Source organism: Halosimplex halobium (genome assembly GCF_051414055.1).
In the GTDB taxonomy this organism is placed as follows: Archaea; Halobacteriota; Halobacteria; order Halobacteriales; family Haloarculaceae; genus Halosimplex; species Halosimplex halobium.
Window position 1 is genome coordinate 53,986 of sequence record NZ_JBLKNX010000004.1, and the last position, 16,485, is coordinate 70,470.

The 16,485-nt window shown below is 68.3% G+C and carries 13 protein-coding genes; 9 read left to right on the forward strand and 4 right to left on the reverse strand.

Going from position 1 to position 16,485, the window contains the following annotated elements:
- Positions 1-225 precede the first annotated feature (225 nt).
- The 5 genes from pyrH (at position 226) to ACMGFG_RS05085 (ending at position 8,120) form a co-directional block, all read left to right on the forward strand.
- Positions 226-942, forward strand: a complete 717-nt coding sequence (pyrH, locus tag ACMGFG_RS05065) for a UMP kinase (RefSeq protein WP_436929269.1) — start codon at positions 226-228, stop codon at positions 940-942.
- 25 nt (positions 943-967) lie between these two features.
- On the forward strand, positions 968-2,836 hold the full coding sequence (gene lysS, locus ACMGFG_RS05070; protein ID WP_436929270.1) for a lysine--tRNA ligase: 1,869 nt from the start codon (positions 968-970) through the stop codon (positions 2,834-2,836).
- A 414-nt stretch (positions 2,837-3,250) separates the two neighbouring features.
- Positions 3,251-5,029, forward strand: a complete 1,779-nt coding sequence (locus ACMGFG_RS05075) for a site-2 protease family protein (protein ID WP_436929271.1) — start codon at positions 3,251-3,253, stop codon at positions 5,027-5,029.
- A 104-nt stretch (positions 5,030-5,133) separates the two neighbouring features.
- Entirely contained in the window at positions 5,134-7,182 is a 2,049-nt protein-coding gene (locus ACMGFG_RS05080; RefSeq protein WP_436929272.1) for a heme-binding protein, read from the forward strand.
- 71 nt (positions 7,183-7,253) lie between these two features.
- Positions 7,254-8,120, forward strand: a complete 867-nt coding sequence (locus ACMGFG_RS05085; protein WP_436929273.1) for an SDR family NAD(P)-dependent oxidoreductase — start codon at positions 7,254-7,256, stop codon at positions 8,118-8,120.
- Here ACMGFG_RS05085 and ACMGFG_RS05090 read toward each other — a convergent pair.
- The gene (locus tag ACMGFG_RS05090; protein ID WP_436929274.1) at positions 8,108-9,328 is read right to left on the reverse strand and encodes an MFS transporter; all 1,221 of its coding nucleotides are present in this window, start codon (positions 9,326-9,328) and stop codon (positions 8,108-8,110) included. The two genes, ACMGFG_RS05085 and ACMGFG_RS05090, sit on opposite strands and share 13 nt — an antisense overlap.
- Positions 9,329-9,533: 205 nt before the next feature.
- Between ACMGFG_RS05090 and ACMGFG_RS05095 the strand changes: the two genes are divergently transcribed.
- The gene (locus ACMGFG_RS05095; protein WP_436929275.1) at positions 9,534-9,911 is read left to right on the forward strand and encodes a DUF8062 family protein; all 378 of its coding nucleotides are present in this window, start codon (positions 9,534-9,536) and stop codon (positions 9,909-9,911) included.
- Positions 9,912-9,974: 63 nt separating this feature from the next.
- Here ACMGFG_RS05095 and sufU read toward each other — a convergent pair whose 3' ends face one another.
- Positions 9,975-10,406: a Fe-S cluster assembly sulfur transfer protein SufU gene (gene sufU / locus ACMGFG_RS05100; protein ID WP_436929276.1), complete on the reverse strand. Its 432-nt coding sequence runs from the start codon at positions 10,404-10,406 to the stop codon at positions 9,975-9,977.
- A gap of 176 nt (positions 10,407-10,582) precedes the next feature.
- On the opposite strand from sufU, the gene ACMGFG_RS05105 reads away from it, so the two are divergent.
- Together ACMGFG_RS05105 and ACMGFG_RS05110 are read left to right on the forward strand one after the other, a co-directional pair.
- The gene (locus ACMGFG_RS05105; protein ID WP_436929277.1) at positions 10,583-11,830 is read left to right on the forward strand and encodes a hypothetical protein; all 1,248 of its coding nucleotides are present in this window, start codon (positions 10,583-10,585) and stop codon (positions 11,828-11,830) included.
- A gap of 513 nt (positions 11,831-12,343) precedes the next feature.
- Positions 12,344-13,393, forward strand: coding sequence for a hypothetical protein (locus ACMGFG_RS05110; RefSeq protein ID WP_436929278.1), 1,050 nt, complete (start codon positions 12,344-12,346; stop codon positions 13,391-13,393).
- A 402-nt stretch (positions 13,394-13,795) separates the two neighbouring features.
- On the opposite strand, the gene ACMGFG_RS05115 is transcribed toward ACMGFG_RS05110, so the two are convergent.
- The gene (locus tag ACMGFG_RS05115) at positions 13,796-14,563 is read right to left on the reverse strand and encodes an SAM-dependent methyltransferase (RefSeq protein WP_436929279.1); all 768 of its coding nucleotides are present in this window, start codon (positions 14,561-14,563) and stop codon (positions 13,796-13,798) included.
- Between the two features lie 62 nt (positions 14,564-14,625).
- Positions 14,626-15,318 carry a ferredoxin Fer gene (gene fer, locus ACMGFG_RS05120; protein WP_436929280.1) on the reverse strand — a complete coding sequence of 231 codons (693 nt, stop codon included), beginning with the start codon at positions 15,316-15,318 and terminating at the stop codon, positions 14,626-14,628.
- Between the two features lie 240 nt (positions 15,319-15,558).
- Between fer and ACMGFG_RS05125 the strand changes: the two genes are divergently transcribed.
- Positions 15,559-16,485, forward strand: a complete 927-nt coding sequence (locus tag ACMGFG_RS05125) for an alkaline phosphatase family protein (RefSeq protein ID WP_436929281.1) — start codon at positions 15,559-15,561, stop codon at positions 16,483-16,485.

Here is a 16,485-nt window from a genome sequence, read left to right on the forward strand (position 1 = left end):
TTTTGCGCCCCGGTCGCACGGCCGACCGAAAAAGCGATGCGAAACGCGGATTCAGTCCGATCTTGAGGCAACGATTGCTGGTTCTTGCGGGCGGGCGGCCGCGTGGCGAGGTCGCGGGCGCCCGGGGCAGCGAGTGGTCGTGGATGGTATCGCGGGGGCGACGGCGGGGCGCTCGACCGTCGGGCTTGACAACCCTTAAGACGGGCTCGCGGCTACGCCGTCCCAATGAAAACTGTCGTCTCTATCGGCGGGAGCGTTCTCGTCCCGTCGGTCGGTCCCGAGCGGGTCCGGGCCTACGCGGACGCGATCGAATCGCTCGACGCCGACGGGCACACGCTCGGTACCGTCGTCGGCGGCGGGCCGACCGCCCGCGAGTACATCGAGGCCGCACGGGAACTGGGCGCCAACGAGATCGAACTCGACCAGCTTGGGATCGAGGTGACCCGACTCAACGGCCGCCTGCTGATCGCCGCGCTCGACGAGCGGGCCGCGCCGACGCCGCCGGAGAGCTACGAGACCGGACGGGAGGCGATCCGCCGGGGGGACATCCCGGTGATGGGCGGCACCGTCGCCGGGCAGACGACCGACGCCGTCAGCGCCGCCTTCGCCGAGTACGTCAACGCCGACCTGCTCGTCTACGCCACCAGCGTCGACGGCGTCTACGACGCCGACCCGGGCGAGGACCCCGACGCCGCGAAGTTCTCCGAGATCACCGCCGACGAACTCGTCGGCCTGATCGCCGACCTGGAGATGGACGCCGGGAGCAACGCGCCCGTCGACCTGCTCGCCGCGAAGATCGTCCAGCGGTCGGGCATCAGGACCGTCGTCCTCGACGGCACCGACCCCGAGGCCGTCGAGCGGGCGGTCCGCACCGGCGACCACGACGGCACCGACGTGGTCCCCGAGGGCCTGAGCGAACCGCCGGCCGAGTGGAGTCACTGATGAACGCCCGCCCCCTGGAGACAGCATGAGCGAGAGCGACTCCGACGCGACGACGGACGGGCCGAGCGCCACCGCGAGCGCCGACGGGACCGACGCGGCCGGCGACACGGAGGCGACGGACGACACCCGCAGCGACGAGACCGACGGGGAGGACCGCTACGCCTTCTGGGCCGACGAGGTCGCCGACGCCGTCGAGGCCCGCGACCCCGAGGAGCCGATCGTGATCAAGGGCGGTATCTCCCCCTCCGGAGTGCCCCACCTCGGCAACGTCAACGAGATCATGCGCGGCTACTTCGTCGCCGAGGTGCTCCGGGAACGGGGCTGGGAGGTCCGGCAGGTGTTCACCACCGACGACCGCGACCCGCTCCGGAAGCTCCCCCGGAAACTCGCCGACCTCGACGGGAAGATCGTCGACCTGGGCGACGTGAACGCCGGCGCGCTCGGCAAGAACCTCGGCCACGCGTACACGGACATCCCCGACCCGTTCGGCTGCTGTGACTCCTACGGCGAGCACTTCTCGACGCTGATCGCCGAGTCGGCCGACCTGCTCGACGCCCCCATCGACGTGGTCTCGACCACCGACCTCTACGAGTCCGGTCGGATGGACGACGTGGTCGAGCACGTCCTCGAACACCGCGAGCAGGCCCGCGAGGTCCTCGCGGAGTACCAGGACAAGGTCGACGAGGAGTACGTCCCGTTCAACCCGTTCTGTTCGGAGTGCGGGAAGGTGACCGAGACGGTCACCGCCGTCGACGTGGACGCCCGGGAAGTCGAGTACCGCTGTACCGACATCGAGGCCGGCAACCGGACCATCGAGGGCTGCGGCCACGAAGGGACGGCGACGTTCCGGGAGGGGAAACTCCCCTGGCGCTTCGAGTGGCCCGCCCAGTGGCAGGTGCTCGGCGTCGATTTCGAGCCGTTCGGCAAGGACCACGCCGAGGGGTCGTGGCCCTCCGGCGTCGACATCGCCGAGAACGTCCTGGACATCGAGCCGCCCGAGCCGATGGTCTACGAGTGGTTCACGCTCGACGGCCAGCCGTTCTCCTCCTCGGAGGGCAACATCGTCCTCGTCCACGACGTGCTGGAGATGCTCGAACCCGAGGTCGTCCGCTTCTTCTTCGCGAAGGACCCCAACCGGGCCAGGGACTTCAGCATCGAGCGGCTCGACCAGCTCGTCGACGAGTTCGACCGCGTCGAGCGACTCTACTACGGTGAGGAGTCCGGTACCGGGAAAGAGCAGCGGCGCGCCGACCGGGTGTACCCGTTCCTGCTCTCGCTGGCGGACGTGCCCTCCGAAGCGCTCGCCGCGAGCGACGTGTTCGCCGTCGGCGATACGGAGGAGGCGGCGACGCTGGCCGCCGACTTCGACCACAACGACCCCGAGGACCGCCGGCGCCGCCGCGAGTTCCTCGATGGCGAGTTCGCCGAGCGGGTGCGCCTCCCCTATACCTTCGCCGCCGTTCTGGGGATGTTCGACGACGCCGAGGCCCGCGCGGCGACCGCGCGCAAGGAGGGTCACGTCACCGACGGCGACCCCGAGTGGGCGGTCGACGACGCGTTCGGCCGCGTCGCGCTGGCCGGCGAGTGGGCCGACCGCACCGACAACGAGTACAACTACACCGTCTCGCGCTCCGAACTGCCCGACGTGAGCGTCGACGAGGCGACCGCCGCGGCACTGGACGACCTGGCCGACTTCGTCGCCGAGGGGGCCGACGGCGAGGCCATCCAGGGCGAGATCTACGAGACGGCCAAGCGCCACGGACTGGAGATCGGCGAGTTCTTCGGCGTCGGCTACCGCCTCTTTTTCGGCGAGGACGAGGGCCCGCAACTCGGGCACTTCCTCGGCGACCTCGACCGGGAGTTCGTCGTCGAGCGGCTGCGACGCGAGCGGTAGACCGGCCGTCAGTTTTCCGTGGCTCGGCGGCGTTCAGTAGGTATGCAAACCCACTTTTTGCGACGGAGAGCTCCTCGCTCGGCCTTCGGCCTCGCTGCGGGGATCCTCCGTCGCAAAAACTTGGGGAAAAAGACCGGACGGCGCGCTCGCTTCGCTCGCTTGCGTCCGGTGAACCGCCTCGCTCACTGCGTTCGCTCGACGGATGCTCGCATGCTAAGTCCATCACCTGCATTGAGCATCCGGCGCCGAAGGCGCCGGTTCACCGCATCGAGGCCGAAGGCCGAGATGCGGCCTTTTTCACCCATGTTTTTGGCGGGTGGGTTCCCACAGCGAGCCGGCGGCTCGCGAGGAAACCCACCCGCGAAAAAGATGGTAACCAAACCCTCTTGGCGGGGAGGCCCCTGACTCCGGGTAATGGTAAGCCCGCTGTACTGGGTACTCGCTGCGATCGTCGTCTTCACCGTGGGGACGATGGCGCTGCAGGCGAGGGGCAAGCTCCCCGACTCCGTCCGGGTCTCCGGACCGATCCTGACGCTGCACACCGGCCGCGGCCGGGCGTTTCTCACGTGGCTCGCCGAGCCGAAGCGGGTCTGGCGCGCCTGGGGCAACTTCGGCGTCGGGATGGCGCTGGTGACGATGGTCGGGATGTTTATCGCCGTCTTCAACGCTGGCATCCAGGCCATGCAACAGCCCGAGCGCCAGCCCGTCCAGAACCCTCAGAACGTGCTGGTCATCCCCGGCGTCAACGACTTCCTCCCGCCCGCCGCCGCGCCGGAGATCATCCTGGGCCTGCTCATCGGCCTCGTCGTCCACGAGGGGGGCCACGGCCTGCTCTGTCGCGTCGAGGATATCGACATCGACTCGATGGGGCTGGCCTTCTTCTCGTTTATCCCGGTCGGCGCGTTCGTCGAACCCGACGAGGAGAGCCGCCTCCGGGCGAGCCGGGGGAGCCAGACCCGGATGTTCGCCGCCGGCGTGACGAACAACTTCCTCGTCGCGTTCGTCGGCTTCCTCCTCCTCTTTGGCCCGGTCTCGGGCGCCATCGCCACCGCCGCGGGCGTCCCGGTCGGCAACGCGGCCGCCGGCTCGGCCGCCGACGAGGCCGGGCTGGCGTACGGCGACCTGGTCACCGAGGTCGAAGGCCAGCCTATCGCCAACGTCTCGGAGTTCGAGGACCGGCTTGCGGCGATCGACGAGCGGTCGGTCGATCTCACGCTGCAAAGCGGGGAGACGACCACGCTCGAACGGAAGCTCGCCCTCGTCCGGTCGGTCCCGTCGGTGACCGACGGCATCGAGCCGAACCAGGACAACGCCACCATCGTCGAGGCGGTCGACGGGACTCCGGTCTACACCGAGCACGGGTTCGCCGAGGCGATGGCCGGCCGCGAGACGGCGACCATCGAGACCACCCGCGGGACCGCCACTTTCCCCGTCGGCGCCTACGGGCTCGCAGTCGAGGACGGCCCGCTCGCCAACGCTTCCGTTCCCGCTGACGGGACCGACGTGATCGTCCTCTCGGTCGCGGGCGAGCGCACGCCCAACGCCTCCGCGTACGGCGACGCGGTCGGCGGCCTCGAATCGGGGCGGACCGTCGACGTGCGGGCGTCGGTCGGCGGCCAGATCGACACCTACAGCGTCACTGCGGGGTGGGGCGGGTCCGGCGACGCACTCGGGCTCCGCACCCAGCAGGGCTTCAGCGGCATCACGGTGACCGACGCCGGCATCGACGTCTACCCCGCGGCGCAGTTTCTCGCCTACCTCGGCGGGTTCAGCGGCCCCTGGGGCGGGCTGTTCTCCGGACAGTTCCTCCAGCAGATGTTCGTCGTGCTCCTGCTCCCGTTCCTGAGCACCATCGGCGCGGGCTTCGGCTACAACTTCGCCGGGTTCGTCCCCGACGTGGCGAACTTCTACACGGTGACGGGGCCGCTCGAACCGCTCGGCGGCGGCGTCTTTATGCTCGCGAACATCCTGTTCTGGACGGCCTGGGTGAACCTCAACCTCGGCGTGTTCAACTGCGTACCCACCTTCCCGCTGGACGGCGGGCACATCCTCCGGGCGTCGGCCGAGTCGCTGGTCGCCCGCCTCCCCGTCGAGGACGGCCGCCGCGCGACCACCGCCGTCACCGCCTCGATCAGCCTGCTGATGCTCGCCGGCCTCTTCCTCATGCTGTTCGGGCCGCAACTGCTGAACTGAGGTGAGCAGTCCGGCGCCCTCTGGGCGCCGGCACCGGACTCTCGTTCGCGGCCGCGACGGGCGGGAAAGGCAACTTTCCTAAACTGCGACCGGCTACTTCGGGTATGGTCAGACGCGAGCCGCCGCAGACGGAGGAGGGCTGGTACGCCCTCCACGACCTCAGGACGGTCGACTGGGAGGCCTGGCGGGACGCCCCCGAGCGCGTCCGCGAACGCGCCCTCGAAGACGCCGTCGACTTTCTCGGGTCGGCCGAGGCCGTCGCCGACGCCGACGAGGGCCAGTCGGCGCTGTACGCCGTCGTCGGGCACAAGGCCGACCTCATGCTCGTCCACCTCCGCCCCTCGCTGGCGGCGGTCGAACGCCTCGAACGCCGGTTCGAGCGCACCGAGTTCGCGCGGTTCACCGAACAGTCCTCGTCGTACGTCTCGGTCACGGAGGCGTCGGGCTACTCCGAACGGGCCCGCGAGTACTTCGACGGCGAGGTCGACGACGACTCCGGGCTCGCCCAGTACATCCAGTCGCGGCTCCACCCGGAAATTCCGGACGCCGAGCACGTCTCCTTCTACCCGATGTCCAAGCGCCGCGACCCGGACCAGAACTGGTACGACCTGCCCTTCGAGGAGCGGGCCGAACACATGGAGAGCCACGGCGACATCGGCCGCGGCTACGCCGGGAAGGTCGAGCAGATGATCACCGGGTCGGTCGGCATGGACGACTGGGAGTGGGGCGTCACGCTGTGGGCCGACGACATGACGGACGTGAAGGACCTGCTCTACGAGATGCGCTTCGACCCCTCCTCCTCGAAGTTCGCCGAGTTCGGCCCCTTCTACGTCGGCCGCCGGTTCCCGCCGGCGGACCTGGGCGCCTACCTCGCCGGGGAGTCGGTGCCGACCGCCGACGCCGCCGACGCGGGCGAGGCGTCGACCGGCGAGCGCGAGGCCCACGCCAGCGCCTCGAACGCCGGCCACGACGGCCACACGGGCGACAGTGCCCACGGCAACGGCGCACACGGCTCCCGGAGCGACGACGAGTCGGCCGATCCGCCCGCCGAGAGCCACGCCGGCGGGGCGACCGACGGGGCGACCGAGACAGTCGACGAGTCCAGCGAGGACACCGCCGCGAGCGGTGGCCGGCCGGCCGCGGCAGGGAAGGAGGTCGACGCCGAACGGCTCGACACCGACGAGACGGTCCAGACGCTCGCCAACTTCGGCGTCTACCCCGAGGAGTACGGCGCGGGCGACCACGCGCTGGTCTGTTACGCCGACGCCGACGCCGAGGCGATCGTCGACGAGGTCGACGGCCTCCGGAGCAACTTCGACCACTACGACACCCACGTGCTGACGAGCGTCCGGGCCAACCAGGGGCAGACGGCGGTCGTCAGCGTCTGGGAGACGGAGAGCGCCGCCGACACGGCCATCGGCTTCCTGACCGACATCGAGGGCGTCACCCGCAGCGCCCGCGGCTCGCTCGGCGACGCCGGCGAGGCCGACGGCGATGGGAGCGGCGACCAGTCGGCCGACGGCGACGCGGCGGGCGCCGAGACACAGGGCGACGACACCACGGCCGCGGACATCCGCGAGGAACTCGCCGAGGAGGGCGTCTACGCCGGCCAGCCCCACGGCGAGGACGTGTACGCGCTGGTGCTGTACTCGGAGGCCGACCCCGAGACGCTGGACGCGGAGGTCGCGGACCTGCGCGACGGCTTCGACCGCTACGACACCCACGTCAAGACCGCCGTCTACGGCGACGTGGCCGACGACTCGGACACCACGGCGGTCGTGAGCCTCTGGGACACCGAGAGCGCGGCCGACACCGCCGCGGACTTCCTCACCGACCTGCCGGGGGTCGTCGGCCGCCCGAGCGAGCGCGAGGGCTTCGGCACGATGGGGATGTTCTACACCGTCAAGCCCGACTACCGCGAGGAGTTCGTCGACACGTTCGGCGCCGTCGGCGAGCAGCTCGCCGAGATGGACGGCCACCGCGAGACGGCCCTGCTGGCCAACCGCGAGGACGAGACGGACATGTTCATCGCCAGCCGCTGGGACGCGAAGGAGGACGCGATGGCCTTCTTCCGCTCCGACGACTTCCGCGACACCGTCGAGTGGGGCCGCGAGGTGCTGGCCGACCGGCCGCGCCACGTGTTCCTGGCCTGAGCGGCGAACGCGGTTCCCGGCCGGCTTCGGTCGCCGACAGCTACAAGCGGGAGATAGCCGAACGGCGAGCCATGACAGGACGAGTCGCGGACAGCGTGGCGGTCGTGACCGGCGGGGCGCGCGGCATCGGCGAGGCGACCGCCCGGCGGTTGGCCGAGGAGGGCGCGGACGTGGCCGTCGTCGACGTACTGGGCGACCGGGCCGAGGCGGTCGCCGAGGACATCGCGGCCGAGACCGGCCGGGAGACGCTGGCCGTCGAGTGCGACGTGGGCGACGAGCGCGCGGTCGAGGAGATGGCCGAGCGGGTCGCCGACCGGTTCGGTGAAGTCGATGTCCTCGTGAACAACGCCGGGATCCGCGTCGACCCGAAGCCCGTCACCGAGGCCGACGAGGAGAGCTGGGACCGCATCCTCGCGGTCAACCAGAAGGGCGTCGCCTTCTGCGCGAAACACCTGATCCCGCTGATGACCGGGGGCGGGGACGACGAGCGCGGGAGCGGTAGCGGGGCCGACGCGAGAATCGAGGGCAACGGCTCGGTCGTCAACGTCGCGTCGATGGGCGCCGAGGTCGGGCGACCCGACTGGGCGCAGTACGACTCGACGAAGGGGGCCATCGTCGCGATGACGAAGGACATGGCCTGCGACCACGCGCCCGACGGGGTCCGGGTCAACGCGGTCTCGCCGGGCTACGTCGTCACCGAGTACCACCTCCCCGACGACCCCGAGGAGGCCCGCGAGTACCGCGACGAACAGACGACGCCGAGCGCGGACGGCCCGGGGATCCTCAAGCGCGCGGCCGAGCCGCGGGAGGTCGCCGACGCTGTCGTCTTCCTGGCCTCCGAGGAGGCGTCGTTCGTCACCGGGACGAACCTGCGGGTCGACGGCGGCGTGTCGGCGGTGGGGACCGGTTTCGACTGGGACCCCGATCAGGATTCCTGACCGGTCGCCCACAGGACGAGCGTCAGCGCGGTCGCGGCGACCAGTGCGGCCGCGAGCAACTGGAACGCGGGAGTGAACCCGGCGGTCTCGGAGAGGTAGCCGACGACGGCGGGCGAGGCGGCGCCGGCGACCATCAGCAGGGTCCTGACGACGCCGAGGCTGCCGCCGGCGACCGACTCGGGCGTGACCGTCATCATGTAGGCGCCGCGGACCGGCCGGTAGCCGTGGGCGCCCAGGCCCAGCAACACGACCGCGCCGCCGAGCACGAGCGGGCCGCCGGTCGCCGAGAACGCCAGCACGGCGACCATCCCGGCGGTGGCGACCGCGAGCGTCAGCGCGAGGATGGGTTCGACGCCGAACCGGTCGCTGGCCTCGCCGGTGACCAGCTGCACGAGGCTGACGACGAACAGCGCGCTGAAAAGCAGGTTCGCCGTCGCGGACGACACCGCGGTCTCCTCGGCGAGGTACAGCGGGAGGAACGCCACGGCGCCGTTGTAGGTGAACGAGAAACAGACCGTGACGACGACGAACAGCGTGAACCGGGGGTCCCGGAAGAGCGCGACGTACGCGCCCAGCGGGACGGATCCATCGCCATCGTCGTCCCCCGTCGCGGCGGCCGGCTCGTCGGGAAGCCGCCGCGGGGTGGCCCAGGCGAACGCCGCGGCGAGGCCGACGCCGACGACGCCGGCGACCAGGAACAGCGTCCGCCAGGGGGCGCCGAGGACGCCCGGTGCGGCCGAGGCGAGGACGACCGCAGCCGGCGCGGCGGCGCCGCCGAAGGTCCCGAACGTGTCGAACACGCCCAGCGCGCGGCCGGTCCCGCGGGGGTAGGCGCGTGCGAGCAGGCTGACGCCGACGGTCTTGTAGGTGCCCGTCCCCGCGCCGACCAGCGCCATCGCGCCGACGAGCACCCAGAGGGGGGCGTCGACCGCCAGCACGACCGCGGCGGCGGCGGTGAGCAGCGCCCCGGCGGTGATCACCCGGACCGACCCGATCCGGTCGGCGAGCAGGCCCGACGGGAACTGCATCAGCGCGTAGACGAGCATCAGGGCCGTGAAGGCCGACCCCAGGACGGTCCGCGAGACGCCGTAGGTCGCGCCGATCGTCTCGAACAGCGGCGGGAAGGCGTACCGGAGGAACTTCCCGAGGAACCACACCAGCGCGGTCGCCACGAGCGCGTCGAAGCGCGCGAACCGGCGCGGGATCACCGGCCCGACCCTCCCGGACCCGGTCGGGGCCGGGTCGACGCCCGCACCGGTCGCGCCGCTGGTCGCCGCTGACGAGCGGGCACGGGGGTCCGAGGCCGCTGTACTCGCACGGTATCGGAGAAGGCGGGTCGCGGGGAAAATACGTCCCGGTTTCGGCGAGGGCGACCCCGTCAGAGCCAAGGGACTCGGCGCCGAACCCGCTGTCGTGCCAGACGACAGCAACGACGGGGACGACCACCCGGGCGGCCCGACGCCGACGGAGCTGGACGACGCGCCGAAGGTGAGCTGCTCGCGCTGCGACCGCGAGTGGGACCTCGGGTACGAACTCGACGAGCTGGGGGTCGGCAACCAGGCGATCGAGCAGTTCGCGCTCGACCACAAGCGCCACACCGGTCACTTCCCCGACGACGTGGCCACGTGGTTCGCCGAGTGTCGCCGCTGTCCGGAGGGCTCCGAACACCTCGCGCGCCACGCCGCCGAGCGCTGGGCCAAAATTCACGCGCGCCACACGCGCCACTCGGTCGCGATCGAACACGCGGTCGACGACGAGACGACCGTCGTCGAACCCGAAGACGCGCAGTAGAAACGAGCGCCCGTCGACAGCGCGCAGCGACGCCTCGCGAGCCGGTCCCGGTGGGCGAGTCGGCTACTCCTCGTCGTCCTCGGTGGTCGTCTTCTCGACGTCCAGTTCGTCGAAGTAGATCTCCGCGCCGTCCTGTGCGACCTTCTCGGCGAGGACCGCGCACTTGACGCGCATCGGCGAGATGTCGACGCCGAGCATGTCGATCACGTCGTCCCTGTCCATCTCCTGCAGTTCCTCGACGGACATGCCCGCGAGCTGTTCGGAGAGCATCGAGGCGGAGGCCTGGGAGATGGCGCAGCCGTCGCCGCGGAAGGCGACGCGCTCGATGGTCTCCTCGGCGTCGTCGAGGACGACGTCCATCTCGATGGTGTCGCCGCACATCGGGTTCTCGCCGACGTGGGTGTACGTGGCCTCCTCGAGCTCCCCGTAGTTGCGCGGGTTCTTGTAGTGGTCGAGGATCTGCTGTCGGTACATGTCCGATCCGCCGATACCCATTGTCGGCCGACGATACGCCCTACCCGCGGAAAAGGATTCCGAGGGAGCGGTTGGCACGCGCCCGAACGATGGCGGGGTATACACCCTATACTCCGGATCGACAGGCAGTTTCGCGCCGTGAACCTACACCGAAGTTTATTACCTACCGTCCGGAAATACACGACAACCACAGGGCAATGTTCGACCGAGTAAACGACGCGATATCCGGTGGTGGGTCCGGGGAGGTCGACGCGGAGCATCTCGACGACCTGCTCCGCGACGGCGAGGAGCTGCAGCACGCGCTCGCCAACGACGGCACGATCGAGCACACGGAGGACGGTCGAACGACGACGATCGAATCGGGGGGCGGCCACGGCGCCTACATGCTCGTCACCGACGAGCGGGTGCTGTGGGTGCTGGGCGACCAGCCCGACGAGCCCGAGATCGCCTTCGAGCTGACCCGGCTGCAGACCAGTCACGTCCGCAAGGGGCTGATCAACAGCAAGCTGGAGGTCCAGACCTACGACGAGACGGTCGTCTTCGACCCCGACGAGGGCGACGCCGAGGCGGCCGAGGACTACATCAGCAACGTCGGCTCGTCGTGGGCGGACATGTCCAGCGCGCTCTCGCAGGCCCGCGACGCCATCGCCGCCTACGAGGACGCCTGCCAGCGCGGCGAGGACCCCAACCAGCACGCGCTGGCCGCCCGCTCGCAGTTCTCCCAGGCCCGCCGGTCGGCCACCCGCGAGGACCGCGCCCCCGAACAGAAGATCCGCGCCGAGATCCGTGAGGTCGTCGCGGAGCTGGCCCACACCCGCGTGACCTCGTGGCTCGACCGCGCCGAGGCACAGTACGAGGATGTCGAGACGGCGCTCGACGAGGGCCGCTACGGCGACGCCTGCGAGGCGTACGTCGACGCCGCCGAGGCCGTCGAGGAGGCGAGCGACGTGATCGACGACGTGGACGACGTGCCCGAGGGCGCCGAGGACCGTCTCGAAGCTATCGAGGCGGACCTGCGCGGGGCGGGCGAGCGGTTCCTCGACGACGCCGCGGGGCGCTGCGAGACGGCGCTCGACGCCGAGGACGCGACCGTCGCCGTCGACGCCTGGGAGGAGGCGTTCGACCGCTACCGCGCGGCCGCCGACGCCGGCTGGAACGGCCACGCCCCCGTCTCCGAGGACGCGCTGGAGTACCAGCTCACCTGGGTCACCGCCGGGCTGCTGGAGGCGATGAGCGCCCACGCCGCCGCGCTCGAACGCGAGGGCGACGAGACCGACGACTCCGACGCGGCCGGCGACTACTACGAGGACGCCGAGGAGTGGTTCGAGCGGGCCCGCGACCTGGCCGACGAACGCCCCCACCACGATCCGGGCGACTACGAGGCCGAGCGCGACCGCGTCGAGGAGAAGCGCCTGGAGAGCGCCGGCTGGGAGTTCGGCGGGTAACCCCCCTACTGCGCCAGCACCACGACCCGCATCGAGTCGAGTGTGAGGTCACTCCCGTCGAACCCACCGAACAGCGACACCGACTCGAACCCCGCGGACTCGCTGAGGCGCCAGAGAGCAGGCAGAGCGCGCAGTCGGTTCTTTCATCCCGCCCCGTCGCAGTACCGCAACCGTCGACGACCGTATAGAGCAGGTCGACTGCGTCGTCAATCGAACCATCGAGGCTCTTGGCGAACCGATCGCCCGTCCGCGAGACGTTCCGTCGGCTTCGCAGGTCACAGACATTCGGTCGGCCACCCTAGAGGCAGTTTTCGAAACTGCCCTCAGTGAGCAACGGCTGTGATTTCCCCGACGTGTGTTGCTCGTCTTTCGGGTTTTACTCTGTCGTGAGCAGGTAGAACGTAACACAACAGCCGAGTAGTATAATTATAATATCACCTTACAAGCGAAGAAATTAGTTATATTTATATACAAGACGAATGACTAATCAGTCGTATGAATAGACGGAATTTCATGCAAGCAACGGGCATTGTTGGAGCAAGTACTCTTGGGCTAGTCGGTAATGTACAGGCGAAAAAGCCAAAACAATACAAACACTTTGTGAAAGATTTCGACAAGAAAGTATCAAAAGAAGGATATCCGAGTTACAATCGGTTACTTTCGAAAGTAGACGGTGAAGTACATCAGGAGGACGAAGACGCGATGGAAAAAGTCCCCGAGGCTGACGACTACGAGACGATGATTGTGGACGAAGTCACGTTTGGAGACGGGCCGACTGAGAAAATAAAGTACTTTTCCGAAACTGAGAACGGTATTCGGTCCGAATTCGATGGGAAAACGTATAACGTAGATTACGACCGGTCGGGTGTTCGCGACAAAATAAAGAAGAAAAAGAAAGAATGGAAAAAAGATAAGGATAAAAAAGATAAGAAGGACGATAAGAAAGAGGAAGCCGGTATCACTCAACACAGAAAATCGGGTCGGGCCGCAAGGCGGTCGTCCAATGTGCTAGAAAATATCACAAGCACGGAGAAACATAATAAAGACGGTATCGACTTCCATGGCGGCGTCGCGAAAGGTGGTGTCGAGCACTTCGATAGCAAGGCAGAGAGCACAGTTCAGGTAGCGTATTTAGCCGACGTCGAGACAGGAGTAGAGATATGGAAGGACGTGTATCTCGACGATGATAACGGGTTGATCAAAATTTACGGATGGGGCGATTACGCAGGGGTCGCCGCATCAGCACTCGCAGGAGGCCTCATAGAAGGCGGAGTGTTTTTCCGACGACACTGGGCAAATATGTACAACGAGCGTGAATACGAGGAGGGGCTTTCTGTCGACCTAGGACTCGCAGACGGATGGGGAGAGTCGTCTAATTGGGAAGCCGAATTCTATACAGACGATTACGAGACTGGATGGTGGTCCGTGGGAATGCGGTTGAAAGTGAATGCTGCCGCCGCTGGTCCCGCCAGTGCTGTCGTAGATGTTGGTAATTACAAGGACTACAAGTGGGATCACAACGGTTACTTCAGCTTCGATTACATAAACGTGATCGACGCGTGATTCTGCGATAGGTATATAGGTGGATCGTACGCAACCAACATAGCAATCGAAATCATGGACATACTCACGAACGAAGAAGAGGCGTCACGCCTTCGGAGAGCGAGTGATTTTATAGTCATCTGGACACTGCTGTTCGTTGTGTTTCATTTTATTCTGGAGATCTCTTTCACACCGGGTGCTCTCTTGCTGTCTACGGTGATCTCTCTCGGGCTCACGTTCGCCATCTCGGCTGTGATATTCCGGTATCTGAAAAACGCATAGACGGGGCCGATCCGAGATCAGACAGGTGTCGCAGAAACAGATCTCACGAAGACAGATCTACCGGTCTATTCTCACTTTCACGACGAACTGTAGTAGAAGTCGGGCACGATGGCAAGACAGCGACGGCCCGCTACGACGTCGCTATCGCGCCAGCGCGACGACCCGTTCTGACTCCAGCGTCAACTCGCTCCCGTCGAACCCGCCGAACAGCGACACCGTCTCGAACCCCGCGGACTCGCAGAGTTCTCCGAGCACCGGCGGCGCGTACAGCCGGTTCTCCCACTCCATCGTGTCCACGTAGTCGTATCCGTCCCCGGTCGCGTCGAACACGTCGATAGTCGTCTCGAACTCCCCCGTCGCGGGGTCGTACGCCTGCCGATAGATCGAGAGCCGGCCGTCGCTCTCGCTGACGGTCGCCTCGTCGAAGTTCCGGAGCAGGAAGTCCCGATTGGAGAGTTCGACGGCGAGCACCCCGTTGTCGGCGAGCAACTCGCGAGCGTCCGCGAGAACTTCCTCGTCGGTCTCCCGACCGTAGTACCCCAGCGAGTTCCAGAAGACGGTGATCAGGTCGTACGTCCCCGACAACTCGTCGATATCGCGCATGTCGTGGTGGTGGAACGCCGTCCGGTCGGCGACGCCCCGTTCGCTCGCGCGGTCGCGCGCCCGGTCGAGGAACGGTCCGGAGAAGTCCAGCCCCTCCGCCTCGACTCCGCGGTCGGCGAGCGCGAGCACGTGCCGGCCGACGCCGCAGGCCACGTCGAGCGAGATGTCGGGTTCGCAGCCGTACTCGGCGGCCAGCAGGTCCAGCAGGGCCGCGACCTCTTCGTCGGCCGCCGCGAACATGTCCTCGAAGTGCTCGGCGAACAGATCCGCCTGCTCCCGGAAGACCCGGTCGGCCCAGTGAGTCACGGCCGGCCAGTCGTGCCGGTCCCCGAAAAATCCAGGGGTGCCGTGGAACCGAGTCCCCCCGGTCAGTCGTCGTGGGCCTGCTCGAACGGCCGCGGCGGGAGCAGCAGATCCTCCAGTTCGGGCATCGACTTGACGTTGTACAGCACCTGCAGTTCGTCGGTGACCGGCATCCCGTTACACGACAGCTGGAACCCCTTCTCGAGCATCTCCGGCGGGAGGACGTGGTCGACGCGGGTCCGCATCTCGCCCTCCAGCACGATGACCGCGCAGTTGGCGCAGGCGCCGCCGCGGCAGGCGAAGGGCCAGGCGAAGCCGTGGCGCTCGGCGGCCTCCAGCAGCGACTCGCGCGGGCGGACCCAGAACTGGCCGTAGTCCTCGCGGTCGAGGCCGCCGTCGGCGGCCATCTCCATCAGGTCGGGGTCGTCGACGCCCCACCCGTGGTCGTCGAGCACCTCGTAGTTGAGATACTCGACGCGACAGCGCTGCTCGCGGCGGGGTTGCTCGTCCTCGCCGGGCGACTCGGCGGCCGCCGCCCGCTCGGCCGGCGAGCGGTCCTCGCCCTCGCTCCCGTCTTGCTCGACCGCGTCGCCGCCCCCGTCCTTGATCTCCTCGTAGGCGGCTCTCACGAGTTGGAACTCGCGGGCCGACCCCCCGTGGTCGGGGTGGGCGTCCTTGACTCGCTCCCGGTAGGCTTCCCGTATCTCCGCCTCGTCGGCGTCGGGCTCGACCGAGAGAACCTCGAACGGCGACTCCACGCCCGCCCCTAGCGGCAAGAGGCGCATAAACCCATCTTTTCCCCCGTCCGGGTCCCGCGAGCCGCGGGCGTCCACCGCCTGCTGTCCCGTCGGGTCAGGGCTGGCCGGCGAGCGCCCGGAGGGATCCATCGCTCACCGAGCGTGGCGATCTCGACCGGTTCGTGGCGGTTAGTCCGATGGTTCCCCGGCCGAGACGGATGGCGTAACACATATCCCGAGCGTCGCGCGAAGTGGGGTCGTATGGACACGCGGTCGCGACTGGCCCGCGCGCTCGACACGCCGGTGCTGTTCTGTCGGCACGCGAACCGGCTGTACCACCGGCGGTTCGGGCTCCGCCGGTACAACGAGCGCGGGGTCGACCCGTTCGAGGCCGACTGGGACGCGCTGGTCGTGCTCGACGCCTGCCGGTACGACATGTTCGAGCGGCGGTCGACGCTGCCGGGCGACCTCGAACGCCGGGAGTCCCGGGCCTCGACGACCGTGGAGTTCCTGCGGGCGAACGTCGACGGGCGGGACCTGCGCGACACCGTCTACGTGACCGCGAACCCGCAACTCCACCAGCACCGCGACTCGATCCGGGCGGAGTTCGCCGATGTCGTCGAGGTCTGGTCGGGCGAGGGCTGGAGCGAGGAACACGGGACGGTCCTCCCGGAGACGATGACCGAGGCGGCGCTGCAGGCTCGCGATGACTACCCCCACAAGCGGCTCGTCGTCCACTACATGCAACCGCACTACCCGTTCGTCGGCGCCGAGACGGACTTCGACGGCGGCGACTTCACCGACCCCGGGGCGACCGAGGAGAACGTCTGGGTGCAGCTGCTCCGGGGGGACCTCGACGTCGACCGCGAGGAGATCTGGGAGATCTACGAGGCCAATCTGGACCGGGCGCTGCCCCACGTCGAACGACTGCTGGACGACCTCGACGGGCGGACGGTCGTGACGGCCGACCACGGGAACATGGTCGGCGAGCGGGCGTTCCCGGTCCCGTTCCGCGAGTGGGGCCACCCCCGCGGGGTCTACACGCCGGAACTGGTCGACGTGCCGTGGCTCGTCCACGAGGACGGCCCGCGGCCGTCCATCGACGCCTCCGAGCCGGCCGCCGGCGGCGAATCGCTCGCCGACGACGTGGTCGCCGACCGACTGCGGGACCTGGGGTACGCGGAGTAA

What these genes read in the sequence shown, in the direction of transcription:
- pyrH (WP_436929269.1), top strand. Translation starts at nt 226, where the DNA reads ATGAAAACTGTCGTCTCTATCGGCGGGAGCGTTCTCGTCCCGTCGGTC.
- lysS (WP_436929270.1), top strand. Translation starts at nt 968, where the DNA reads ATGAGCGAGAGCGACTCCGACGCGACGACGGACGGGCCGAGCGCCACC.
- ACMGFG_RS05075 (WP_436929271.1), top strand. Translation starts at nt 3,251, where the DNA reads ATGGTAAGCCCGCTGTACTGGGTACTCGCTGCGATCGTCGTCTTCACC.
- ACMGFG_RS05080 (WP_436929272.1), top strand. Translation starts at nt 5,134, where the DNA reads ATGGTCAGACGCGAGCCGCCGCAGACGGAGGAGGGCTGGTACGCCCTC.
- ACMGFG_RS05085 (WP_436929273.1), top strand. Translation starts at nt 7,254, where the DNA reads ATGACAGGACGAGTCGCGGACAGCGTGGCGGTCGTGACCGGCGGGGCG.
- sufU (WP_436929276.1), bottom strand. Translation starts at nt 10,406, where the DNA reads ATGGGTATCGGCGGATCGGACATGTACCGACAGCAGATCCTCGACCAC.
- ACMGFG_RS05105 (WP_436929277.1), top strand. Translation starts at nt 10,583, where the DNA reads ATGTTCGACCGAGTAAACGACGCGATATCCGGTGGTGGGTCCGGGGAG.
- ACMGFG_RS05110 (WP_436929278.1), top strand. Translation starts at nt 12,344, where the DNA reads ATGCAAGCAACGGGCATTGTTGGAGCAAGTACTCTTGGGCTAGTCGGT.
- ACMGFG_RS05125 (WP_436929281.1), top strand. Translation starts at nt 15,559, where the DNA reads ATGGACACGCGGTCGCGACTGGCCCGCGCGCTCGACACGCCGGTGCTG.